Consider the following 22,751-nt stretch of genomic DNA (forward strand, 5'->3'; position numbering starts at 1 on the left):
GCCGGTGCGCTGTCGGCGGCGATTAGGTGAAGACCCATCACAGGCCCCTGTCCCGCGCCGTGGCACCGGCCCGCCCGGCCGCCCGGCGGCGGCCGCGCACTTCTGCGGTGGTGTTCACGAGGTGCATGTCCACGTACGGCTCCCCTCTACGGCCATAACGGCCAAGAGGTACAAAATACCTGTCCGCCGGTTCTTTTCCATGTTCCGGTGGCCGATTTACGCGCTCCGGGGATGCGAACCGTCAAGGAAACATACCCACCGGATTCCCGGAGTGGCCGGGCGGTGGGCGCCGGCGGGTGAAATTGAGGGCCGCGGTCCGGGACAAGGGAACCGTGCCGCGGCGCAGGAATTCGCCGGGCCCTGACATGCCCCGCGGGCACCGGGAAAGGAAAGAAGAAAAAAGGCGGTGTACGGCGCGCGGGGGCCCGGTGGCCGCGCGGTGTCCCGTCGGCGGGACAGCTCCCCGGGCCTGGAGGGATCACGCGCCCTGGCCGCGGGAGCGCACCGATGATGCCACCGGAAGACGGTGCCATGCCGCGGGGACGTTCGACGTGCACTCGTTCGAGTGCCGCTCCGGTACCCCTCCATCCCGCCCTGCGAGGGTTCTCACCGGTTATGGGACCCACCTCATGGAGGCATGATGACGCGTCAGGCCGGTCAGACCGCAGGGTCGCACAACGGCCCGGCAGCAGCTCCCGCGCAGCCCCCCGCGCGCACCGCGGGGGCCGCGCCGCGCCGGGGCCAGGTGCTGACGACCAGGGTGGGTCTGCAGATGCCGGCCAGGATGGCCTACGACGAGTGGGAGCGGGCCGGGCGCCAGCTCGCCGACGTCCTGGACTCCTCGTCCTGGTGGCTGGGCGACTGGCTGGTGTACGGCAAGGACCACTACACCGACCGCTACCAGCGGGGGATACGGGCCGCGGGCCTGTCGTACCAGACCCTGCGCAACTACGCGTGGGTCTCGCGGCGTTTCGACCTCAGCCGGCGCCGGGCCGCCCTGAGCTTCCAGCACCACGCCGAGCTGGCCTCCATGCCGGTCGAGGAGCAGGACCTGTGGCTGGAGCGCGCCGAGCAGCGGCAGTGGACCACCAAGCAGCTGCGCGGCGCCATCCGCGCCGCGCGCCAGGGCGAGCAGCAGCCGCCCGTCGCCGCCGAGCCGAGCCGGCGCCTCGATGTCCCCGGCAGCCGTTTCCAGTGCTGGCACCGGGCCGCCCAGCAGCTGGGCGTCGACTTCGAGCAGTGGGTGATGGCCGTGCTGGACAGTGCGGCGGCCAGCGCCCTGCAGGAGCCGGGCACGGCCGGGGAGCGTGCGGAGGTCACCGGGCTCACGCCGGTGACGAGCCTGCCCGCGCCGGCCGCGGACGATGGTGCGGACAGCGCCCGGCCCAAGGGCCCGGCGGAGCGGGTCCCGGTGGCCATCAGCGCCTGAACCCGCCGGCGCCGGGCCACCGGCACCTCACGGCAGCCGGTTCATCAGCGCGGCGGTCTCGCGCTTGTAGGTGCACGCGCTCTGCCCGAACGACTCCCGTACCCGCTCGCGCACCTCGCCGGGCTGCTCCTGGCTGAGTTTGAACATGCCCTCGGCCCCGGTCACCGTGAACCGGAAGGCCCCCACGGCGGGCACGATCTTGCGGAAGTAGCCGAGCGAGTCGCTCATGTCCCAGCCGGTGCCGAACCCCTCCTCGAAGGCGCGCACGGTGGACTGCACCACGCCCAGCGTCTCCTCCGTCGAGGTGATCCTCTCCACCACGCCCCGGACGTGGACCGCGGTGAAGTTCCAGGTCGGGGCCGCCGGCGTCTTGTCGTAGACGGTGGGTGACACATAGGTGTGCGGGCCGGTGAACGTCAGCAGCAGCACGGCGCCCGTCTCCAGCTGCGCCCAGTGCGGATTGGCCCGGTTCAGGTGCCCGAGCAGCGTGGTCCCCGGCAGCTCGCCGCTCCGGTCGCCGGAGGTCCCGGGGTCGAAGATCACCGGCAGGTGGGTGGCGAACGGGCCGTCCTCGGCGCTGCCGTTGGACACCGCGAGCGCCAGCGGATTACCACGGATCAGATCCACCATCCACGAACTTCCCGGTTCGCGATAAAAGCTCGGAACGAACATCCGGAGTCACCTTTCGGCAATTGTCTCGGGGCACGGCAAAGGGGCAGGACTCACCTGCGGGGAGGCTGCGTCACGCAGAAGTCTTGAGAATCCGCGCCGACCGTACCCCCGTCCCGTCGACGGGACAACGCTTTCGGATATCGAGCCTCCGGTGGCGGCGTCGAACCGTCTTCATGCCGCCCTCTAGTTGCCTTTTAGACACTCTCCGGAGAACACTGTACGACGGTCTCTCGAGCCACCGGTCGAGTTTTTCAGACGCAAAGCGGGAGAATTTTCTATGGACATAACGGGTAGGCCCAGCCAAGAAATCTACGACGTGGTCGGTATCGGGTTCGGCCCGTCCAACATGTCGCTCGCGATCGCGCTGGAGGAACACGAAGCGAGCTCTCCGCAGCATTCGATCAAGTGCCACTTCTTCGAGCGGCAGCCCACGTTCGGCTGGCACCGGAACATGCTGCTGCCGTCGACGACGATGCAGATCTCCTTCCTCAAGGACCTGGCGACCTTCAGGAATCCGGCGTCCCGGTACAGCTTCGTCTCATATCTGCACGCCTCGAACCGGCTGGTGCAGTTCGTGAACAACCAGGACTTCTTCCCGACCCGGCAGGAATTCCACCAGTACCTGGAGTGGGCGGCCGCCGGTCTCGACGACCGGGTCACCTACGGCGCCGAGGTCACCTCCATCCGGCCCGCCGCCGGGGCCGGGGCGCGCACCTCCGACCTCCTGCAGATCGAGGTGCGCGCCGGCGACGGCACCACCAGCGTGGTCACCACCCGCAACGTGGTCGTCTCCACGGGCCTGGTTCCGCGCCTGCCCGAGGGCGTGAGCGGCAGCGAACGGGTGTGGCACAGCTCGCAGTTCCTGAGCCGCTTCAACGCCCAGGCCCCGGGCGACCTCAAGAGCGTGGCGGTGGTCGGCGCCGGCCAGAGCGCGGCCGAGATCACCCGGTTCCTCTACGACTCGCTGCCGCACGCCGAGGTCAGCGCGGTCATCCCCTCCTACGGCTACTCCGTGGCCGACGACACCCCCTTCGCCAACCAGGTGTTCGACCCCAGCGCGGTCGACCAGTACTACTTCGGCACCGAGCGGGCCCGGGACTCGTTCTGGCGCTACCACCGCAACACCAACTACTCGGTGGTCGACGCGGACGTCATCCGCGCCCTGTACCAGCGCTCGTACGACGAGCAGGTGCGCGGCAGCCAGCGGCTGCACTTCCGCAACCTCACCCGGGTCGCCGAGATCCAGCAGGCCGGCGACACGACGCGGGTTCTCCTGCACTCGCTGCTCGACGACCGCAGGGAGGAACTGGCCGTCGACGCGCTGGTGTTCGCCACCGGCTACGACGGCCTGGACCCGGCCCGCCTGCTCGGCGACTTCGATGAGAACTTCGAGCGCGACGAGGTCGGCAGGCACCGCATCACCCGCGACTACCGCCTCGTCGCCGCATCGGGGCCCGCCTGCGGCGTCTACCTCCAGGGCGGCACCGAGCACAGCCACGGCCTGTCCTCGGCCCTGCTGTCGAACATCGCGGTGCGCAGCGGCGAGATCGCCGACTCCATCGTGCTGCGGCGCGCCGAGCGGGAGCTGGACAGCAGCCGCGCCGTCGACGTCGCCGACGTCGCCGAAATCGCGTCCTCGGCCGCCTGAGAGGCACACCACGGGGTGGGCTGCGGCTGCTGTCGCCGCAGCACCGCAGCCCACCCCACGGCGGTTTCCGCAACGGCGGTTTCACACCGCGCGCCGTTCATCCCGTCCCGTGCGGCCCCTGGTATTCCACTCCCCCTCGAGCCGCCCGCGACCCGTTTTCGAGCGGGGAATGGGACATCCGTCAGGGGAGGAAAGTCGGCGGTGTCGAAAAGGCAGGAAAGCAGTCGCCGCCGGGGGCGGGTTGACGGGAATCGGTGTTCCGCCGGCCCTCGTCCGCGCGCCATGATGACGGCACAGCCGATGCCCGAACCGGCAGGTGTTCACCTTCCCAAGAGCCCGCATCCCGGCCAAGTGTTCTCGTGCGGTGTTCAAGCGCATGTCCACCGGTCATCAGGGCCCGGCCCGTGGCCCGGCCCCCACCAGAAGGAGTCGTTCCCATGAGCGCCAACTGCCCGGCCGGCGGCCTCGTTGCCCGGCGTGCGAGGTCGTGGTGAGCGCCGGGGTGCACCCGGCGCTGGCCAAGGCCCGGTCCATCGGCGACGCCCTGCCGTGGCTGGCCCGCCACCAGGGCCGCACGGTCGTCATCAAGCTGGGCGGCCACGCCATGGTCGACGAGGACCTGACGGCGGCCTTCGCCCGCGACGTGGTCTTCCTGCGCTACGCGGGGCTGCGGCCCGTGGTGGTGCACGGAGGAGGCCCCCAGATCGATGCCGAGCTCGCACGGCGCGGCCTGGCGCGCGAGTTCAGGGGCGGGCTCAGAGTCACCTCGCCGCCCGCGATGGACGTGGTGCGCATGGTCCTGGCCGGGCAGGTGCAGCGCGAACTGGTCGGGCTGATCAACCGCTTCGGCCCGCTCGCCGTCGGCATGACCGGCGAGGACGCGGACACCCTGACCGCGGTGCGGCACGTGCCGTGGATCGACGGGGAACCGGTGGACGTCGGCCGGGTCGGCGACATCACCGGCGTGGACACCGGCGCCCTTGACAGCCTGCTGGCCGACGGCCGGATCCCGGTGGTCTCACCCCTCGCCCGCAGCGCCGAGGACGGCGCGGTCTACAACGTCAACGCCGACACCGTGGCAGCGGCACTGGCGGCCGCCCTGCGCGCCGAGGCGCTCGTCATGCTGACCGACGTCGCGGGCCTGTACGCGGGCTGGCCGCACAGTGAGGAGGTCATCGGGCGGCTGACGGCCGGCGAGCTGGAAAAGCTGCTGCCGGAGCTGAGCGAGGGCATGGTCCCCAAGATGACCGGCTGCCTGCACGCCGTGCGCGGCGGCGTGGGCGCGGCCCAGGTCATCGACGGCCGGATCCCGCACGCGGTCCTCCTGCAGATGTTCACCGACGACGGCACCGGCACGGTGATCGTGCCGGACCCGCACGAGGCCGAGGTCCTGGCGTGAACGAGGCACCGGCTGCAGCGGTCGTGTCCTGGCGGCCGCCGCCGGGACGGCGGCACCCGCACGACCACACTCCGGCGAAGGCGAGGGCAGTGCCCGTGACCCACACCCCCTGGTACCCCGCCCCGCCCGGCGGGCGCGGTGACACCCCGCCGTCATCCGTCCCGCCCGGCGGGCGCGGTGACACCCCGCCGCCCTCCGCGGCGGCCGGCCCGGACGGGGAGGCGGCCGGCTGTCCGGCTGCGTCCCTTACGCCCCGGGCCCGGCTCGTCCTGCTGGATTCCCGGCCCGGAACCGGGATGCCCCCGCCCGCGGCGAACGAGCCGGCCGCGCACCTGAGCGTCCTGCCGGCGTACCGTCAGGCCGAGCCGGCCGAGCCGGCCGCGGTGTCGGGGCCGGGTGATCCCGTCTTGCGGGCGGCGCCGCGCAGTGATCCGCCCGATGCCCTCATCCGTATGCGGTTCGCCGACGCGCTCACCCTCGAACGGGCGGGCGCCGTGTTCGGGGCCCTCGCGCACCCCGGGCTCGGCGAGGCGAGCTGTGACCTTGTCACGCTCACCCTGCAGATCCCCGGCGACGCCGGCGTGCAGACCCTGCGGGCCGTGCTGGCCGCCCTGGACGCGGCGGCGCTGACCCCCCAGTCGCTGACCGTGCACACGCACGAACTCGACGACCTGTTCGCCGCGTTCACCAGCCTGCCCTGAAGCGGCGGGCGGGGCCGTCCCCGGCCCCGCCGGCCGAGGCGCGCGGCACCGTGCCCGGCGGTGGCCGCGGCGGCGGGGTGTCAGGACAGTGCGAGCGTGCAGCACTTGACGCTGCCGCCGGCCTTGAGCAGCTCCCCCAGGCTCACCCCGACCGGGTTGAAGCCGCGTTCCTTGAGCTGGGCGATGAGCCCGGTGGCCGCCTGGGGCAGCAGCACGTTGAGGCCGTCGCTGAAGGCGTTGAGGCCGAACACCGCGGCGTCCTGGGCGCGGGCGAGGATCGCGTCGGGGAACATCTCCCGCAGCACCGCCCGGCTGCCGGGGCTGAAGGCCGCCGGGTAGTACATGACCTCGTCCGGGGAGAGCACCGCCAGCGCCGTGTCCAGGTGGTAGAAGTCGGGGTCGACCAGGGTCAGGCCGGTCACGGGCAGGCCGAAGAACTCCTGGGCCTCGGCGTGCGAGCGGGGGTCGGTGCGAAAGCCGGTGCCGGCCAGCATCCGGCGCCCCACGCGCAGGTAGTCGCCCTCGCCCTCGTTGATGTGCTCGGGCCACAGCAGGTCGGTGAAGCCGCCCTGCGCGAACCAGTCGAGGTAGGCCGGGCCCTCCGCGGTGCGCTCCCGGTGCCGGAACCGGGCGCCGAGCACCTTGCCGTCCACCACGGTGGCGCCGTTGGCGGCGAACACCATGTCCGGCAGGCCCTCGATCGGCTCGATGACCTCGACGGTGTGCCCGAGCGAGAGATACAGCTCCCGCAGCTGCTCCCACTGCAGCAGGGCCGTCCCGGCGTCCGTCGGCTTGTGCGGGTTCATCCACGGGTTGATGCGGTAGGTCACGTCGAAGTACTGCGGGGGGCACATCAGCAGGCGGTGCGCGACCGCCCTGCGTGCCGTGCGGGGAGCCTGTTCGTCGACGGTGTCGGGGTGGGCGGCCACGGCGGGTTCCTCCTTGTGTTCTTGGTGGGAGAGGCAGGGGCGGGCCCGGCGCGGCGGGGTGTGCCGGGCGGGCCGCCCGGGCCCGCGAACGGGCTCTGGTCCGGGCGCGGGGGGTGCCGGGCGCGGTGCGCGCCCGCTCCCCCGTGGGTCGACGCGCCCGCCCTCGTCGGGTGACGGCAGGCGGGCGCGGACAGGGAGGTGATGAGCACGGCCACTGTAGGCAGGGGCGCGGCTGCGCGTCCCGTGCGTGGTGCGGAACTTCGAGTTCAGCTGGAGCGGCGTTCCACCTCACGCCACCGGGCGCCGGGCGGGGCCCCCGCCGTTCAGGTCAGGTCAGGTCAGGTCGTCGCGGGTCACCCGGCGGTGCGCGGTGCGCCAGGTGCCGCGGGTGCGGACCAGGACGTCCTGCATGACGCACACGTACAGGACCTTGGAGCTGCCCCTGAGGGGCGTGGTGTGCACCAGGGCCGAGCAGCGGGTGTGCAGGGTCCCCTCGGGCCGGGGCCGCACGTCGAGCATGCCGACCCAGTGGTGGAGGCGGGCCCCGGCCTGCCGCAGCCGTGCCGCGCCGGCGCGCTCGTAGCGGGCGAGCCCGGTGCGGGCAGCCACCGGTGCGGGCAGGAAGGGCAGTTCGAGGACGGCGTCCTTGGTGAAGGTGGCCGCCAGGGAGTGGGTGTCGTGTGTGTCCAGGAGCTGCATCTGGTGGGCGTAGAAGTGCTGCGCCTGCGCGTACAGGGCGGCGAACTCCTGGCCGGGCCAGGCGTGTGGGGTGCTGTGCGCCAGCTCGACGGTCATGATCTCAGCCTCCGCTTTTGTCCGTGGCCAGGTCGTGTCCACGGGGGTGGTGAGGGACGCCGGGGAACCCGCGTGAGGGAATCCGGACTCGGCAGGGGGCAGTCTCCGCGTCCTGGATCGAGCATCTTTCGCATACCCCTCAAGTGCTGTCGCCGCGGCCCGCTGCGGCGCCCGGCGGCACGGGGCCGGCGGTGGCTGTCCGCTGCCCGCCTCAGGCGGCTGCGCGGGGCTGGGGGGCGGGTTCGCGGTGCTGTGCGGGCAGGGCGCGGCGGGCCCGGGTGACCGAGGGGCCGAGGGCGGCCGTGCCGGCCAGGAAGAGGGCTGCCAGGGCCAGCCAGCCCAGCGGGCCGTGGCCCACGGCCAGGAAGCAGACCAGGGCGGGGCCGAGGGTGGCCTGGATGACCACGTGCAGGTGGAAGGCGCCGAGGTATTCGCCGCGGGCGTGTTCGGGGGCCAGGGCGAAGCCGAGGCCGAAGCCGCTGGCGGACTGCCACAGTTCGGCGAGGGTGAACAGCAGGACCGCGGCGAGGGCGAGCGCGCCGGTGGCGAAGGATCCGGTGAGTTGGCCCGCCGCCAGGACGGCGCAGGCCAGGACGCTCACCAGTCCCGCTCTGCGGCCCGCGGCGACGGCGCCGTCCAGGTTCTCCGAGCCGCGGGCCGCCGCGACCTGGAAGAGGACCACCAGGACGGTGTTGACGGCGAGGATCAGCGGGACGGTGCCGTGCGGCAGCGCGGTGTTCTGGACGATCCACAGCGGGATCCCGGCGAGCAGGACCGCGCTGTGCAGGGCGAGCAGGCTGGAGGCGCCGATGACGGCGAGGAAGGGCAGGTCGCGCAGGACACCGAAGGCTCTGCCGGGGCCGGCGGCGGCCCGGGCACCGGTCACGGGCAGTTTCAGCACCAGGGCGGCCGCCAGCAGGAAGGTCAGGCCGTTGCCGAGCGGGAGCAGGCTCAGGGCGTCCGTGCCCAGGGCGATCAGCGCGGCGGCCGCCAGCGCGCCGGCCGAGAAGCCGGCGTTGAACAGGGAGCGCAGTGCCGCCCGGGCGGTGACGCGTTCCCCCTCGGGGACCAGGTCGGCGATCAGGGCGCCGAAGGCGGGTCCGCAGCCGTATTCCAGGGCGCCGGTGACGATGACCACGGGGAAGTAGGCGGCGGGTGAGTGCACGGCCGGGTAGAGGGCGTAGGCGCCGGCCAGCAGGAGCAGCAGGACGCTGAGCAGGCGCCGGGCGCCCGCCTTGTCGGTCAGCCGGCCGAAGACCAGGCCGGCGGCGAAGCCGCTGAGGCCGGCGAGGGAGAGCCCGAGGCCGACGACGGTGGCGGGCAGGTGGGCGACGGTGACGAAGTAGACCGCGGAGCCGGCCATGAACAGGCCGTTGCCGAGGCTGTCGGCGAAGTGCAGCGCGCCGAGCGTCCTGGCCGGTCCGCGCAGGGACGAGAACGTGCGCTCGATGAACGTTTTCACCATGGTGGGTCCCTCGTCGTCGGTTGCGGTGCGGTGGCGTCCGGCCGGGCGCTCAGGTGCCGTTGCGGGCGGGCGGCGGGAGGCCGGGGGTCCAGGCGGGAGCGACGGCCACCGTGCTGAGGCCGGGCGGGGCCAGGTGGGCGGCGGCGGCGCGGGCCACCTCGTGCGCGCTCAGGGAGCGCAGCCGGTCCTCGTAGCCGGCCGGCCAGGTCGCGGGCAGGCCGCCGGCCAGCACGGCGGCGTAGGTGGAGGCCAGCCCGGAGCGGGAGGAGCAGGCCATCGCCATGGAACCGACGGCGTAGTTCTGGGCGTTGTGCAGTTCGCGGGCGGTGAAGGCGCCCTGTGCCAGGCGCTGGGTCTCCTGGGTGATGAGGGCGAGGGCGCGGGCGGCGCCGTCGTGGCGTACGTCGGCTTCCACGGTCAGTACGGCGCCGGTGCCCAGGGGGTCAAGGACGGCGCGCGGCGCGTAGGCGAGGCCTTCGCGTTCGCGCAGGACGCGGGTGAGGCGGCTGGCGTAGTAGCCGCCGAGCATGAGTACGGCCAGTTGCAGTGCCGGGTAGTCGTGGTGGCCGCGGCCGGGGACCAGGGTGCCCAGGCGCAGCAGGGTCTGCGGGGTGTCGGGGTGCAGGACGGTGGTGCGCGGGCCGGCGTCAGGCGGCCCTGGGGCGGGCGGGGGTGGGCCGGGGTCGGGCGGTGGGCTGGGGCGGGTGGCGCCGGTTTCGGGCAGCAGGGCCAGGGCCTGGGCCAGGAGGTCTTCGGCGGGGCCGGGGCCCACGGTGACGCTGCTGCGGCGGGCGGGGTCCGTGCCGTGCAGCAGCGCCGCGGTGTGCGGGCCGTGGACGTCGGCGCTCTGGGCGGCGGTGGCGGCGCGGCCGTAGGGGTGGGGGCCGTAGACGGCGGTGAGGAAGTGGGTGCGGGCCAGGTGGGCGGGTGCGGCCCGGGCGGCGGTCAGGCGCTGTGCGACGCGGCCGGCGGCCTCGCGTACCCGGCGGGTCTGGTGGGGGCGGCCGGTGTCGAGGCAGTCGCGGATGCGGGCGCAGGCGGCGGTGAAGTCGTCGGCGAAGGTGCGTACGGCGATGACGGCGCGGTCGCTGCGTGTCTCCACCCGTACGGTCGCCAGGTCCGCGGCGGCTTCGGTGAGGGCCTCGCGCAGGGCTTCGGCCAGTACCTCGACGCGGGCCTGGTGCGGGCCGGGTGCCGGGGTCAGCGGGAACAGCAGCCTGGCTTCGGCGAGTTGGCCGGTTCCGGGGCGCCGCAGGGCGACGGCGGTGCCGCGGGCGGTGCTGCTTTCCAGGTGCGGGGGTGCGGTGAAGCAGGGTGCGGGTGCGGGTGTGGTGGGGGTGGGGGTGCTCATGCGGCGGCTCCTGTCCGGCCCGGGGCTGGTGTGCGTGTGGTGGGGGCGGGCAGGCTGGTGATGCGGGCGGCGGGGGCGGTGGCGTAGCGGTGTGCGGCGGCGGCCACCTCGGTGTCGGCGAGCCGGTGCAGGGCGTCGGGCAGGGCGGCCAGGTGGAGCGGGTCGCCGTGGACGGCGGCGCCCACGCACAGCCAGGACGCCTGGCTTGCCACGGAGTCCAGTTCGGCGTGCAGGGCCAGGGCGAGCTGTCTGCGGATGCGGGCCAGGGGTGCGGTGAGCGGCACGGTGCCCCGGGCGATGGCGTGAAGGACGGAGCGCAGGCAGTGTTCGCCCTGGTCGGGGTCGGTGTCGGCGGGGTGGGGGAAGTCCACGGCGAACAGGGCGTCGCGGGCGACGTCGAAGGGGTTGCCGGTGCGGTGGGCGCGGGTGCGGAAGGCGCCCCAGGTGCGCTGGGCCGGGGGGTGGCAGGCGCAGTGGGTGCCGCGGGTTTCCAGCAGTTCGCCGAGCAGGACGGCGGCGAGGTGGGCGCCGGGGTCGGTGGCCGGGTCCGGGGTGCGAAAGCCCAGGGCGGTGCGGGCGGTGCGGGCGATGCGTTCGGTGCGCGGGGCCCGGCGGTCGGCGGTGAGCGGCTGCTCGGGGAGGTGGGGGCGGGTGCGGTGGGTGCGTGGGGGCAGCGGGGACAGGCGCTGGTGCACCAGGTCGCGGGCGTGGGCGGTCTCGAAGTCGCCGACGAGGGCGAGGTGCACGTTGGCGGGTGCGTAGGACTCGTCGAAGAAGTGCCGCAGGGCGGCGGGGTGGAGGTCCTGGAGGGCGTCGATGTCGCCGTATCCGTTGTGCCGGTTGTGCCAGGTGTCGTGGAGCAGGGCGGGCAGGTCGAACAGGACCAGTCCGCCGTGCGGGCGCTGGAGCATGTTGCGGCGTATCTCGGCCTGGACGACGGCGATCTGTGCCGTGACGTGGCCGGCTCCCAGGTCGGGGTCGCTGAGCCTTTCGTGTTCGATGCGCAGTCCCAGGTCCAGTGCGCCGGCCGGCAGGACGGCGGTGTACTGGGTGTAGTCGGCCGCGGTGCGTGCGTTGGTCATGCCGCCGGTGGCGGCCACGGCGTCGGTGAGGGGTCTGCTGCTGGAGGCGCCCTGGGCCAGGACGTGTTCGAGGAGGTGGGCTGCGCCGGCGGCCGGTTCGTTGCGGAATCCGGTGCCGACGTGCAGGCAGGTGGCGACGACCTGGCAGCCGGGCAGCGGCTGCAGCAGGACGCGCAGGCCGTTGTCCAGGCGCAGGGTGGTGGGCTGCTCGCTCATCGGGGCTCCTGGTCCGGCAGGGGGGTGTCGGTGCGCAGCACCGAGTACAGGATCTGGTCGTGCCAGCGGCCGGCCCGCCACTGGGCGCTGCGCAGGGTGCCCTCGCGGGTGAAGCCGGCTTTTTCCAGGGCTCGCTGTTCGGCGAGGTTGGCGTGGTCGGTCCAGGCCTGGATGCGTTCGGCGCGGGTGTGGGCGAAGAGGTAGCGGGTCAGGTGGTGCTGGGCGGCGGTGCCGGTGCCGCGGCCGCGGCAGGCGGGGAACAGGCCGATGGCGATGGTCCAGCAGGAGGAGGTGTCGGGGCGTCCCCAGGCGGCGGGAAACCATTCGACGCGGCCCGCGGGCGCGCCGTCGGCGGTGACGGTGAGGGTGCCGCCGTCGGGTCCCAGGAGTGCGTTGTCGGCGAAGCGGGCGCGCAGCCGGTGGGCGGGGGTGAAGCCGAACCACTGGTAGGGGCCGGTGCCCTCGGGGGTGGCGAACTCCCGCTCGAAGAGGTCGAGGTCGCCGGGGGTGACGGGCCGCAGGGACACCTCGGCGTTCATGGGGTGGGCTCCTTGTGCGGCGTGTGGGGGTGTGCCGCGCCGAGGTGTCCGGCGGGCAGCGGGGCGGGGGCGTCGGTGACCGCGCGCCAGCCGGGGGGTGTCAGTGCGCGGCGCAGGTCGCGGTGGCCGGCCAGCCAGCGGCAGGCGAAGCGCACCAGGTCGCGCAGGGGTACGGCCCGGCACAGGGCGCCGGCGACGCGGGTGGTGGCCAGGGGGCCGGCGGTGGCTTCGTAGGCGGCGCCCAGGGCGTCGAAGTCGCCTTCCCATACGAGGAGTTCGGGTATCTCCTGCCAGTGGGTGCGGCCGGGTGTGCGGGGGGTGGGCACCGCCCACAGGCCGGCGCGCCGGCCGGGGTAGGCGGTGGCGTACTCGGCCAGGTGCAGGGCGGTGCATTTGTGCCAGGGGGTGCCGAGCATCAGCACGGTGGCCTTCAGGTCCCACAGCCGGCCCAGGGGGCCGTGGGCGGCGAGCCGCCAGGGGTGGGGGTGGTGGCGCACGATGTGTTGGGCGAGGGGGCCCTGGGCGGTGAAGGAGACGTGGGGGTGGGTGGAGCGGTGGGCGGCGGGCTGGGTGCGAAGGAGTTCGGGCAGGGCGCCCATGGTGCGGGCGGCGGGGGTGCGCCGTGGGTCGAAGGGGGGCATCTGGGCGGCGGTGTCCGGGTCGGCGGCGGCGTGGGCGAGGTCGGGGGCGCGCCAGGTGCGGGGGTGGGACAGCTGGGGGGTGAAGGCGGGCATGACGAGGGTGCCCTGGGGGCCCAGGGTGTCGCGCAGGGCGAGCAGGACGCTGTGGGCGCCGCCGACGACGTAGCCGAAGGAGCTGAGTGAGGTGTGGGTCAGGACGGTGGTGCCGGGGCGGATGCCCAGGTTCGTCAGGCTGTGGGCGAGTGCGGATCTGGTGATGACGTGCCGGGCGGTCATGATGCCGCCTGTGCGGGGGTGGTGGGGGTGAGTTCGTCGGCGGCGGCCGACAGGACCCAGCGGTACCAGGCATGGATGTTGCCGGGCCGGCTGAGGGGGTGTGCCTCGGAGCGGAAGAACGCCACTTCGCTGCGCACGCCCTGGCGGGCGAGTGCGCGGTGGGTGCGCAGGGTCTCGGTGGGCGGTACGAGGCCGTCGTGCAGTCCGTGCGAGAGCAGGACCCGGGTGCCGGGCCGTACGGGGCGTGCGGCGAGGCTGTTGAGCTGGTAGAGCGGGCGCCGTTCGGTGGGGTCCCCGAATTCGCGGATCCACTGCCAGCCCACGTCGCTGCCCTCGGCGACCTGGGTGAGGTCCAGGGGTGCGCCGTGGGTGACGACCAGGTCGGGGTTGAGGAGTTCGGCGGTGGTCAGGGCCAGGTAGCCGCCGAAGCTGCCGCCCATCAGGGCCAGTGGGGAGTCCAGCAGGCCCTCGGCGGCGCGGACCGCCTCGACCTGGGCGGCGGCGCAGGCGGCGGTTCCGCCGCGCCACTGGCGCCAGCCGGTGCGTACGGCGTCGGGGTAGCCGAGGCTCATCGGCGGTTCGACCAGGACGACGGCGAAGCCGCAGGCGACGAACGGCCAGGGGTTCCAGCGCCAGGACCATTCGCTCCAGCTGTTGAACGGGCCGCCGTGGTAGAGGACGACGGTGGCGCGGGGCGGGGTGTCCTTGGGCAGGCACACCCAGCTGGCGACCTCGCCGTGGGTGCCGGGGATGTGCTGGGGCCGGTGGTGCAGGCGGCCCGGCAGCGGTGGCGTGTGGGCGGACACGACGTGTTCGGCGGTGCCGGTGTCCAGGGTGCTCACCTCCAGCGCGGGCGCGGTGTCGGGGGCGGAGGTGAGGACGGCGGCCCGGCCGGTGTGGATGCGGGCGTTCATCACCGACGCCCGCAGCGGCACCGGCCGCCAGGTGGCGTGGTCCAGGTCGTGGACGTACAGGCCGCGGCGGGGTCCGGACTCGGCGGTGCACACCAGCCGGCGTGGTCCGTCCCAGCCGGCCGGGCGCTGCCACAGGCCGTTCTCGGCGGCCAGCAGGGCGGGCTGGTGCAGGTGTGCGCCGACCAGGCAGGCGAACTGGGTGACGGGTTCGTTGTCGTGGCGCCGGGTGGTGGCGAGGTAGGCGACCTGCCCGCCGGGGCCCTGGACGGGGTAGCACAGGTCGAGGGTGTCGCAGAACAGTTCACCGGCCGTGTCGCCGTCCTGGTCGCCGTCCTGGTCGCCGTCCTGGACGTTCAGGGCCAGCAGTCCGAAGTTGCGCAGGCCGTGGCGGTGGTGGCGCTGGGCTCCCAGGAGCAGGGTGGCCGCTGTGGCCCAGGCCGCCTCGCCGGTGAGGGCGAGGCCGGCGGGGAGGGCGGGGGTGAGCCGGTGCGGGGCGCTGCCGTCCAGCGGCAGCAGGTGCAGGTGCCAGTCGCCCTGGGGCTGTTTGGCGTGGCTGAGGGTCATGTCGCTGCCCTTGGCCCAGACGGCGTCGGAGCCCGTCAGCAGGTTCTGGGGGTGTTCTCCGGGCCCGCCGAAGGTGGTGGCGGTGACGGCGATGGAGGTGCCGTCCGGGCGGGGGGCGAGGGCGGCGACCTGTCCCTGGACGCTCAGCAGGACCTGTTCCCCGCCGCCGTCGGCCCGGCGCCGCACCACCAGGGTGCGTCCCTGCTCGCGGCGCACGCACACGTAGCCGCCCGGCACGGGAAGCGCCTTTGTGCCCCAGGGCATCGTCCAGGTGTGTTCCCAGCTGCCGTCCGGGCGGCGCCGGTAGTGCAGCAGGTGCGGCTGCTCGGCGCCGTGCCGGGTGGGGACGTCCACGCGCAGCAGCAGTCCGTCGTCGCCGTAGGCCGCCACCTCGGTGGGGCGTGGTTCGCTGCACAGCGACTCGGCCAGCGACTCGGCCGGCGACTCGGCCGGCGACTCGGCCGGCGCCTGGGCCGGCGCCTGGGCCGGCGCGTCGGTCAGGGGGGTGGCGGGCGGCGGGGTGGGGGTCATCGGGCTGCCGCCGCCGGGGCGTGCAGGAGCCGGGCGACCAGGGTGAGGTCGAAGGTTGCGGCCAGGCGGGCGGCTTCGGCGCTGTCGCGGAAGCCGCGTTCCAGCGCGCACAGCCGGTACTCGTGGTCCGATCCGGCCTGCCACAGTTCGCGCAGCAGGGCGTGCCGGTGTGCGGTGGGGGCGGGCTGCGCGCCGGGCGGCAGCAGCAGCCGCAGGCAGCGCTCCTCCAGTTCGTCCAGGGTGGTGCCGGTGACTGCTTCGGCGGGCAGGTCCTGGTAGACGAGGCGGCCGGGCGGCAGGCGGAAGGTGCGGGCCAGGAGCCGTTCGTCGGTGCTCCAGGCGGTGGTGGCCTCGGTGGCGCGGGCCAGCTGGGCGTCGGGGCGGGGGGCGGGGGCGAAACCGGCGGCGCTGAGGACCTGCCCCGCGGTGGCGGTACCGCCGCCGCCGGTGATGGTGGTGGCGGCCAGGCGCAGGGTGTAGGCGCGGTGCCGGTCGGGGAAGTCGGCGGCGAACAGCTGCAGGCAGGCCAGGGCGAGGCGGGCGCTGACGGCGGAGCCGGGCTTGAGGGGGCGGTGTTCGAAGTCCCATTCCCGGCCGTAGGAGCTGGGCCAGGCGTCGGCGGTGCCGGGGGCGGCGGGGGGCGGTACGGGGTGGGCGGCCAGGGTGTCCAGGGCGTGGCGGGCGTCGCGGGTCTTGATGTCGCCGTGCCGGGCCAGGTGGTCCAGGAGCAGGTCCATGGCGGCGCGGTCGGCTCCGGCGCCGTGGCGCAGTCCCGCGGCGGAGCGCTGGGTGAAGTGCAGGCGGGCGGCCGCCTGTTCGAGGCGGGTGGCCTGGCCGGTGTCCAGGTGCTGTGCCTCGAGCAGTTCGGCCAGGGCGTGCCGTACGCAGACCATCGCCTCGGTCAGCCGGCGGGCGCCGGCGCTGTCGTCGGTGTGCAGGACGGCGACGTCGGCGTCGGCGTTCAGGCGTTTGGCGCGGGCCTCGGCGTACACGTGGCCCAGGCCCTGCATGCCGAAGCCGGCCAGTTCGGCGGCGCGCAGCGCGCCGAGGCTGGCGGTGCCGGCGACGTGGACGCCGCGGGCGAGCTGGGCGAGGATCTCCTTGTGCCGGACGGGCGCGAAGTGCTGGTAGACGCCGTCCACGATCAGTATCTGGTCGCCGGGGCGCAGGCACAGGTCGAAGAGGTCGCCGTGGCGTACGGGCGGCCGGTATTCGAAGGGTCCCGCGGGCCGCTGGGGCGGGGGCAGGGTCGGGCCGACGAAGGCGATGCGGCGGGGGGTCACGCGAAGCTCCTGCTGGCGAGGGACTGCGGGCGGGGGTGCTGGAGGGTGAGTCCCAGGCCCGGTGCGAAGATCTGGACGACGGCGGGCCACGGCTGCCGGCCGGGGGTGAGGTCGACGGCGATCACGGGCCGGCCGGTGGTGCGGTGCACGGCGGTGACCAGGTTTTCCAGCGTCTGGCCGAGCGTGGCGGGGGGCGGGGGTGTGTGCGGCATCGCTTCGGTGCGCCGTGGTGTGGGGCGGGACCGGCCGGGCGGGGCGGCCAGGCGGCGGTAGGTCCACTCGGGGATGTCGTCGCGTCCGCCGCTGATGGCGGAGCCGCGGCTCTGGACGGCTTCCAGCAGGGCCCGTTCGGCGGCGGTGGCCGGGTCGGTGTGGCAGCCGGAGCCGGCGAATATCTGCCACATCTCGGGCTGGGTGAGCCAGCAGGTGTAGGCCCAGGTGCCGGGCACCGAGGGGATGCGTTCCAGGGCGACGTCGGCTCCGGCGGCGTGGATGCGGGCGATGACCGCGCCGAGCCGTTCTCCGACGGTGTCCAGGTCGGTGGCGGTCGCGTCGCCGTCGCGCAGCCGGGCCAGGGCGTCTCGTTCGACGGCTTCGAGCAGTCCGTGGAGTGCGGCCTCGACGTGGTCGTTGCCGGAGGCGAGGCCGTTGGTGGTGGTGACGAAGGTGGCCGGCTGCCAGCGGTCGGCGGCCCAGCCGCGCAGTCCCACCGCGGCGGCCGGGACGAGGGCCGGCCGGCCCGCTGCCAGGTCCCAGCCCGGGGTCCAGTCAAGGACGGTGCGCTGGTCGGCCAGTGACACGGGGTGCAGGGACAGCTCGCCGACCTCGTAGCCGGGGGTGAGCGCGCGGGCGCTGTCGCGGGTGACGCGGGCGGGGCGGGCCTGTTCGGCGACGGCGACCTCGAGGGATTCCATGACGGCGGAGATGCGGGCGGCGTCGGGTGAGATGCCTTTGCCGGCGCTGGCGACCAGGGTGGCGGCGGCGGGCCTGATCGCCGTCCACACCGGGACGTCGAGGATGTCCAGGCCGGTGAGGTCGGCGACCCGGGTGATGCCGCGGGCGGACAGCTGCGGGGCGAGGCGGGCCCAGGTGTCGTTGAGGGTGGTGGTGCGCAGGGTTCCCTCGGTGACGGCCGCGGGTCCCCCGCCGCTCATCCAGGGGGCGCGGCGGGCGCCCTGGCGCCATGTCACCGGTGTTCCCTGCGCAGGGTGACGGCGGCCCGCGTCACCGCTTGTTCGTCCACGGCGGCGAGGTGGGCGAGCAGGGCTGTGCGCAGCAGTTCGGTGCGCTGGTCGAGGGTGTGCTGGTGGTGGTGGTCGTGCAGGGCCTTGAAGGCCGGGTCGCCGAGGAAGCCGGCGAGGATCACCTCGGCGAGGTTGTGCGCGGTGGGTTCCTCGATGGTGATGGCGACGTGGATGGAGTTGCCCTGGCGTGCGGTGGCGTAGTGCGGGGTGCCGTGCGGCATGTACAGCACGTCGCCCGGGCGCAGGGTCATCTCGATGCGCTGCTCGTCGGGGATGGGCCCCTCGTGCAGGGTGGAGTCGCTGGTGGAGGTCTCGTCGATGCGGCCCACCACCCAGTCCTTGACGCCGGCGACCTGCATGATGAAGACGTGTGCGCCGTCGGTGTGGGCCTGCATGGCGGTCTTGCCGGGCGGGCTGAGGAAGACGAAGGATTCCAGGCCGCCGCTGAAGTGGGGCTCCAGGGCCTTGACCAGGGTGCGGATGCGCGGGTGCCAGTGCTCGGCCTGGTTGAACTTGAAGGTGGCGCCGGCTGCGAAGTCCTGGCGGATGCGTTCGGGTTCGATGTAGCCGGGAAGTTCGTGGCCCACGACGCGGCGCTTGCGGGTCATGTCGCTGATCGCGGTGCGCACGCCCTCGTTGAAGACGGTGAAGTAGGGGCGGGACAGCAGGCCGCACTCGACCTCGTCCCACATCTCCTGCTCGGTGATGAGCCGGCCGAGGTCGCTGTGCGCGCGCAGCAGGACGGGCTGGTTGGCCCAGTGGTCGCGGAAGAAGGCGTCGGTGTCGCCGACCAGGTGCTCCAGACGGGTGGGCACCACGCCGTACCCGGACACCTCGTGCCCGGCGGACACCTCGTGCCCGGCGGGCGCCGGGGCGTAACTGGCGGACGGGTCCGGGCCGTTGGACGCCGGGTCGTGTCCGGCGGACGGGTCCGGGCCGTTGGACGCCGGGTCGTGTCCGGCGGACGGGTCCGGTCCGGTGGGCGGTGCCGGGGCGGTCTCGTGGATCTCGGTGGTCGTGGTGGTCATCAGCCGATCGCCTCCCGCATCGTCTCGAGCGCCGTGCGCGCCCAGCGGGCGCCGTCCAGCGTCTTGGCCTGCTCGGTCAGGGCCGAGCGGACCTCGCTGGTGCGGGCCGGGAGCCGGCGGGTGTGGAAGTGGTGCACGAGGTTGTGCTCGTCGTCCAGGAACCGCCGCAGGAGCGCGTCGGCCAGGTCCTCGGGGGTCGGCTCGGTGAGCGTGAACGTCAGGTGCAGGGAGTCGCCGCCGGCGGCGACGGCGTCGTGCGGCCAGCCGTGCGGCAGATACAGCACGTCGCCCGGTTCCAGGGTGAAGACGTGGGTGGGACGGGCGGCGTCCACGTCCAGGCCCGCCGACGCGCCGATCTGGCCGGGCTCCGCGTACAGGTGCCACTGCTTGCGGCCTTCGAGCTGGATGACCAGGACGTGGGCGGCGTCCCGGTGGGGAAGCATGCCGCGCGACTCCTGGGGCGTCCAGAAGATGTAGGAGTTGGCCGCCACGGGCAGGAGCTGCTCCAGCTGCCGTGCGATGTCGCGGGTGGGCCGGTGCCAGTCCGCCACCTGGTTGAGCTTGAGGGAGGCGCCGTCCGCCATGAGACGGGCCACGGCCCGCGGGTCGGCGAATCCGCCGACCTTGTGCCCGATCACGTCCCGCTTGACCGTGTAGGAGGACACGGTGGGCACTTCCCCGTGCTTGAGCAGGGTGAAGTAGGGCCACTTGAGGAGACTGGCGTCGAGCATGCGCCGGATGCCGTCGCAGGTGAGCAGGCCCGCGGGATCCAGGGCCTGCTTCTCGACGCGGTGCGAGACGCCCCAGGCGGCGTCCCCGAAAAGCCTGCCGGTCAGGGCGGCAGGCCAAGGAGTGGCTGTGGTCATGCGGATGCCAACCTTCCCGGTCCGTGGCGCCCGGGAGCCGAGCGCTCCCGGGCAACCCCCAGCGTGGTGCTGTCAGGCCTCGTTGATCTGGCTGAGGACCGTCATGGGGGCGTCCGCGGCCTCCTCGTTGTTGCTGAGGACGGCGGCCTTCTCCGGGTCGAGGATGCCCTCGCCCGCGAGACGGGACTCGGCCGGAGAAGCAACGGCGTCGGTCTCGTTCAGGGACTGGAATACGTCACGGAGAGCCATGCGAAACCTCCTTCAGAACCACTGCCGTTCAGTGGCCGTTGTCCGAGGCAACAGCAGCGCCCTTGCAGCACACCAGTGCGGTCCTCGCGCCGGGCTGGAGCCCGGCCGATACGGGCCTGTACGCGGACGGTGCGGCCGATACACGGGGGCGCCGCCGGTGCCGGTACGCCCGGTCCCGCCAATGCCGGCCCGGTACGGGCGGTGCCGCCGGTACGCCCAGTGCGGTGCGGGCCGGTGCCGCCGGGCAGGGCGGGCGCCTGGCGCGTCTGTTCGTGAACGCCCGCTGCCCGCAGGCCCCGAGCCACCCGCACCCCGGGCCGGGGTACGGCGCCGGGACCGGGTGCGGGGCCGGGGACCGGGTGCGGGGCCGGGGACCGGGTGCGGGGCCGGGGACCGGGTGCGGGGCCGGGGACCGGAACCGGGCGCGGGGGCGGGACGCGAGCGCGGGGGCCGGGACCGGAAGCCGAGGCCGGGGCCGGGGTGTGGCGGCGGGCGGGCCGGAACCGGGCGGGGGCCGGTGGCCGGATCGGAAAGCGGGACCGGATGCCGGGCGCGGGTCCGGAGGCCGGGCGCGGGTCCGGGGCAGGGATGGAGGCCGGGGCCGGGGTACGGCGTCGGCGGGCCGGGACTGGAGCCGGGGTCGGGGTGCAGGTGGGGGTCAGATGCCGTCCTGCGTCCGCTCGCCGGCGCGGGATCGCGCCGCGGCCGCCAGCGGCACTGCGTGCGGCGGCGCCGCTGCGCCGAACAGCGGGCGCGGCACGCCGGCGGAGCGCGCACTGCCCTGTGCCACCGCGTCCTGGAGCGCGCCGGCGAACACGTCGATGTCCTCGGCGCGGCTGTCGTGGTGGACCGAGGCGCGGACGGCGGTGACGATGCCGCGCCCGGGCAGGTACAGCGGCATCTGCGCGGCGACGGTCTTCCATACGGTGACTTTGCGGTCGGCGAGGCGGCGGCGCACCAGGTGGGCCGGCAGGTCCTCGTGCCGGAAGGTGACGATGGCGCACTGGACCCGGCCGGGGGCGATGAGTTCGGTGCCGGCGGTGTTCTGCACGGCGGCCCGCAGCCGGGACCCCAGTTCCCCCCACGCGGGTGCGGGTGGGGGTGCGGGCTGGGCCAGGGCGGTGTTCAGCGCGGCGACGGCGGCGCCGTGCGGCGGCGTGAGGGGCAGGCCGCCGCACGGGGCCAGCGCCTGGCGCAGCCGGGGCGCCGTATGGGCGAACCCGACGCGCTGGGGGCCGCGCAAAAAACGCCAGCCGTCGCCGGTGAGCAGGTGGCAGCCGATGCGGGTGACGTCCACGGGCAGCTGCCCCACGGCGTAGGAGGCGTCGACGGCGTACAGGCACCGGTAGGGGGCCAGGAGGCGGCCCACGTCCTCGACGGGGTTGACGATGCCGCAGCCCGAAGCCACGTAGGGGACGCAGACCAGGGCGACGTCGTCGCCGATGTGCTGCGCCATCCACTCCAGGTCCAGGTCCCCGTCGGGGCGCAGCGGTACGACCTCCAGCCGGCAGCGGGTGCGGGCGCGCAGGGCGTAGAGGGCGGTGAGGTGGGCGGCCGACTCGTAGGGGGTGGTCCAGACCCGGTCGCGCGGGCCGAGCGGGAGCCGGGAGACGACGGCGGTGAACGCGTCGGCGGCGCCGGTGCACACCGCGGTGTCGCCGGCCGGCGCGCCGAGCAGGGCGCCCAGCCGTTCGTGGATCTGCCCGTGCAGGACGCCGTCGAGGTGCTCCTCCAGCTCCAGGGGCCCGTACCGGTCCTCGAAGCGGGTCCACCGGGTGAGGACCCCAAGGACGGCCGCGGGCATGCGGCCGACGCCGGCCGCGTTCAGATGGACCCTTCGCTCACCATGGGACATCGCGTTCACTTCCGGTCCTCCCCCGTCCCCAGAACAATCGAGGCAATGTGTTGCCTCGTGCTTGGCAATACATTGCCCACACGGGAGGGCAATTGGCAACATGGGCTCCGGCGGCGCTCTAGCGGACGGGCCCGCCGGCCCCCGGAGTCAGCCGTTTCCGGCTCCCTTCTCCAGGGTTTGCCGAGCGTTGCCAAAGGGCCCGCAATTGTGCCAAGGGTGCGCATCTTCGCAGCTCAGAGGCGGTTCTTTTAGGCAATTCAGTGTGGCGTGCCGGTCTTTTGGAGTGCATATCACGGCTATCTTGAGCGAAATTCCACCTATTCCCCACCAATTCACGAGAATTGCTTGCCAATCTTTAGGCAAGAGGTTGCCAAGCAGCGAACACGGAATTGACACCGAGGAGCCCGCCATGAACCGCATCGCCCGGATCGCCACCGCCGCCGCCGCCATCGCCGGTGCCGCCTTCTCCACCGCCGGCGCCTTCAGTGCCGCGGACGAGATCGGCCGGCCGACGGCGCCGGGGACGGTCACCGTCGCGGACTCCATCGGCTGGCCCACCGCCCCCACTGCCACCCCGGCCGGTGACATCGGCTGGCCCAAGGCCGCCACCGCCACCCCGGCCGGTGACATCGGCTGGCCCACCGCCCCCACCGCCGTCCCCGCCGGTGACATCGGCTGGCCCACCGCCCCCAAGGTCGTCCCCGCCGGTGACATCGGCTGGCCCACCGCCCCCAAGGTCGTCCCCGCCGGTGACATCGGCTGGCCCAGCGCCCCCGAGGTCGCCTCCGTCTGATCGCGCCCGGGCCCGGTGCCCGCTTCGTGACGCCCCCGCCGGCCGCCGTGCCGCCGCGGGGGCTTCGGCGTTCCCGGGGGCGTTCTCACCGGCCAGCGGGGCTCCGTCTCACACCGGGTGCGGGCGGTGTTTGGCAACGTGCCGTCCGCGTGCGGGCGCCGGCGCGACGGCACCACCAGCGGCTCAACCGCCGCTCTACCGGGGCGAGATACCCACTCAGGCCGCCGTTGCCAACATGAAGGCAATGTTTTGCCAAGCCGGAAGGCGCTGTCGAAAAAAGG

Annotated in this window: 20 protein-coding genes; 5 read left to right on the plus strand and 15 right to left on the minus strand. The window is 74.0% G+C overall.

Annotated features, from left to right (window positions below):
* The first annotated feature begins 637 nt into the window (after nucleotides 1-637).
* Complete coding sequence (locus AC0ZLC_RS29745; RefSeq protein ID WP_476755035.1) at nucleotides 638-1,429, plus strand: LmbU family transcriptional regulator; 792 nt, start codon at nucleotides 638-640, stop codon at nucleotides 1,427-1,429.
* Between the two features lie 27 nt (nucleotides 1,430-1,456).
* Here AC0ZLC_RS29745 and AC0ZLC_RS29750 read toward each other — a convergent pair whose 3' ends face one another.
* The gene (locus AC0ZLC_RS29750; RefSeq protein WP_476755036.1) at nucleotides 1,457-2,101 is read right to left on the minus strand and encodes an FMN-binding negative transcriptional regulator; all 645 of its coding nucleotides are present in this window, start codon (nucleotides 2,099-2,101) and stop codon (nucleotides 1,457-1,459) included.
* Nucleotides 2,102-2,378: 277 nt separating this feature from the next.
* Between AC0ZLC_RS29750 and AC0ZLC_RS29755 the strand changes: the two genes are divergently transcribed.
* The 3 genes from AC0ZLC_RS29755 to AC0ZLC_RS29765 all read left to right on the plus strand — a co-directional run bounded on the left by AC0ZLC_RS29755 (nucleotide 2,379) and on the right by AC0ZLC_RS29765 (nucleotide 5,849).
* Nucleotides 2,379-3,749: a lysine N(6)-hydroxylase/L-ornithine N(5)-oxygenase family protein gene (locus AC0ZLC_RS29755; protein ID WP_476755037.1), complete on the plus strand. Its 1,371-nt coding sequence runs from the start codon at nucleotides 2,379-2,381 to the stop codon at nucleotides 3,747-3,749.
* A gap of 490 nt (nucleotides 3,750-4,239) precedes the next feature.
* Nucleotides 4,240-5,148, plus strand: coding sequence for an acetylglutamate kinase (gene argB, locus AC0ZLC_RS29760; RefSeq protein ID WP_476755038.1), 909 nt, complete (start codon nucleotides 4,240-4,242; stop codon nucleotides 5,146-5,148).
* Nucleotides 5,149-5,444: 296 nt separating this feature from the next.
* Nucleotides 5,445-5,849, plus strand: a complete 405-nt coding sequence (locus AC0ZLC_RS29765; protein ID WP_476755039.1) for a hypothetical protein — start codon at nucleotides 5,445-5,447, stop codon at nucleotides 5,847-5,849.
* Between the two features lie 80 nt (nucleotides 5,850-5,929).
* Here AC0ZLC_RS29765 and ddaH read toward each other — a convergent pair whose 3' ends face one another.
* The 14 genes from ddaH to AC0ZLC_RS29835 all read right to left on the minus strand — a co-directional run bounded on the left by ddaH (nucleotide 5,930) and on the right by AC0ZLC_RS29835 (nucleotide 21,677).
* Nucleotides 5,930-6,778, minus strand: a complete 849-nt coding sequence (gene ddaH / locus AC0ZLC_RS29770; RefSeq protein ID WP_476755040.1) for a dimethylargininase — start codon at nucleotides 6,776-6,778, stop codon at nucleotides 5,930-5,932.
* A gap of 333 nt (nucleotides 6,779-7,111) precedes the next feature.
* A complete protein-coding gene (locus AC0ZLC_RS29775; protein WP_476755041.1) occupies nucleotides 7,112-7,573 on the minus strand; it encodes a nuclear transport factor 2 family protein in 462 nt (153 codons plus the stop codon).
* A gap of 211 nt (nucleotides 7,574-7,784) precedes the next feature.
* A complete protein-coding gene (locus tag AC0ZLC_RS29780) occupies nucleotides 7,785-9,038 on the minus strand; it encodes an MFS transporter (protein ID WP_476755042.1) in 1,254 nt (417 codons plus the stop codon).
* A 49-nt stretch (nucleotides 9,039-9,087) separates the two neighbouring features.
* Nucleotides 9,088-10,389: a M16 family metallopeptidase gene (locus tag AC0ZLC_RS29785; protein WP_476755043.1), complete on the minus strand. Its 1,302-nt coding sequence runs from the start codon at nucleotides 10,387-10,389 to the stop codon at nucleotides 9,088-9,090.
* A complete protein-coding gene (locus AC0ZLC_RS29790) occupies nucleotides 10,386-11,687 on the minus strand; it encodes a M16 family metallopeptidase (RefSeq protein WP_476755044.1) in 1,302 nt (433 codons plus the stop codon). The genes AC0ZLC_RS29785 and AC0ZLC_RS29790 overlap by 4 nt, the downstream gene beginning before the upstream one ends.
* Nucleotides 11,684-12,226 (minus strand): GNAT family N-acetyltransferase, encoded by a 543-nt coding sequence (locus AC0ZLC_RS29795; protein WP_476755045.1) that lies wholly within the window; start codon nucleotides 12,224-12,226, stop codon nucleotides 11,684-11,686. The genes AC0ZLC_RS29790 and AC0ZLC_RS29795 overlap by 4 nt, the downstream gene beginning before the upstream one ends.
* Nucleotides 12,223-13,143 carry an AAC(3) family N-acetyltransferase gene (locus tag AC0ZLC_RS29800; protein WP_476755046.1) on the minus strand — a complete coding sequence of 307 codons (921 nt, stop codon included), beginning with the start codon at nucleotides 13,141-13,143 and terminating at the stop codon, nucleotides 12,223-12,225. Before AC0ZLC_RS29800 ends, AC0ZLC_RS29795 begins: the two co-directional genes overlap by 4 nt.
* Nucleotides 13,140-15,152, minus strand: coding sequence for a S9 family peptidase (locus AC0ZLC_RS29805; RefSeq protein WP_476755047.1), 2,013 nt, complete (start codon nucleotides 15,150-15,152; stop codon nucleotides 13,140-13,142). The genes AC0ZLC_RS29800 and AC0ZLC_RS29805 overlap by 4 nt, the downstream gene beginning before the upstream one ends.
* The gene (locus tag AC0ZLC_RS29810) at nucleotides 15,149-16,435 is read right to left on the minus strand and encodes a TfuA-like protein (RefSeq protein ID WP_476755048.1); all 1,287 of its coding nucleotides are present in this window, start codon (nucleotides 16,433-16,435) and stop codon (nucleotides 15,149-15,151) included. Before AC0ZLC_RS29810 ends, AC0ZLC_RS29805 begins: the two co-directional genes overlap by 4 nt.
* The gene (locus AC0ZLC_RS29815; RefSeq protein WP_476755049.1) at nucleotides 16,432-17,625 is read right to left on the minus strand and encodes a YcaO-like family protein; all 1,194 of its coding nucleotides are present in this window, start codon (nucleotides 17,623-17,625) and stop codon (nucleotides 16,432-16,434) included. The genes AC0ZLC_RS29810 and AC0ZLC_RS29815 overlap by 4 nt, the downstream gene beginning before the upstream one ends.
* Nucleotides 17,622-18,707, minus strand: a complete 1,086-nt coding sequence (locus tag AC0ZLC_RS29820) for a JmjC domain-containing protein (protein WP_476755050.1) — start codon at nucleotides 18,705-18,707, stop codon at nucleotides 17,622-17,624. The genes AC0ZLC_RS29815 and AC0ZLC_RS29820 overlap by 4 nt, the downstream gene beginning before the upstream one ends.
* Nucleotides 18,707-19,573, minus strand: coding sequence for a JmjC domain-containing protein (locus AC0ZLC_RS29825; protein WP_476755051.1), 867 nt, complete (start codon nucleotides 19,571-19,573; stop codon nucleotides 18,707-18,709). The genes AC0ZLC_RS29820 and AC0ZLC_RS29825 overlap by 1 nt, the downstream gene beginning before the upstream one ends.
* A 72-nt stretch (nucleotides 19,574-19,645) precedes the next feature.
* Nucleotides 19,646-19,822 carry a hypothetical protein gene (locus AC0ZLC_RS29830; protein ID WP_476755052.1) on the minus strand — a complete coding sequence of 59 codons (177 nt, stop codon included), beginning with the start codon at nucleotides 19,820-19,822 and terminating at the stop codon, nucleotides 19,646-19,648.
* A gap of 658 nt (nucleotides 19,823-20,480) precedes the next feature.
* Complete coding sequence (locus tag AC0ZLC_RS29835; RefSeq protein ID WP_476755063.1) at nucleotides 20,481-21,677, minus strand: aminotransferase class V-fold PLP-dependent enzyme; 1,197 nt, start codon at nucleotides 21,675-21,677, stop codon at nucleotides 20,481-20,483.
* Between the two features lie 409 nt (nucleotides 21,678-22,086).
* Between AC0ZLC_RS29835 and AC0ZLC_RS29840 the strand changes: the two genes are divergently transcribed.
* The gene (locus AC0ZLC_RS29840) at nucleotides 22,087-22,470 is read left to right on the plus strand and encodes a hypothetical protein (RefSeq protein ID WP_476755053.1); all 384 of its coding nucleotides are present in this window, start codon (nucleotides 22,087-22,089) and stop codon (nucleotides 22,468-22,470) included.
* Nucleotides 22,471-22,751: the final 281 nt, after the last annotated feature.

This window comes from Streptomyces sp. GLSS-08 (assembly GCF_056387915.1).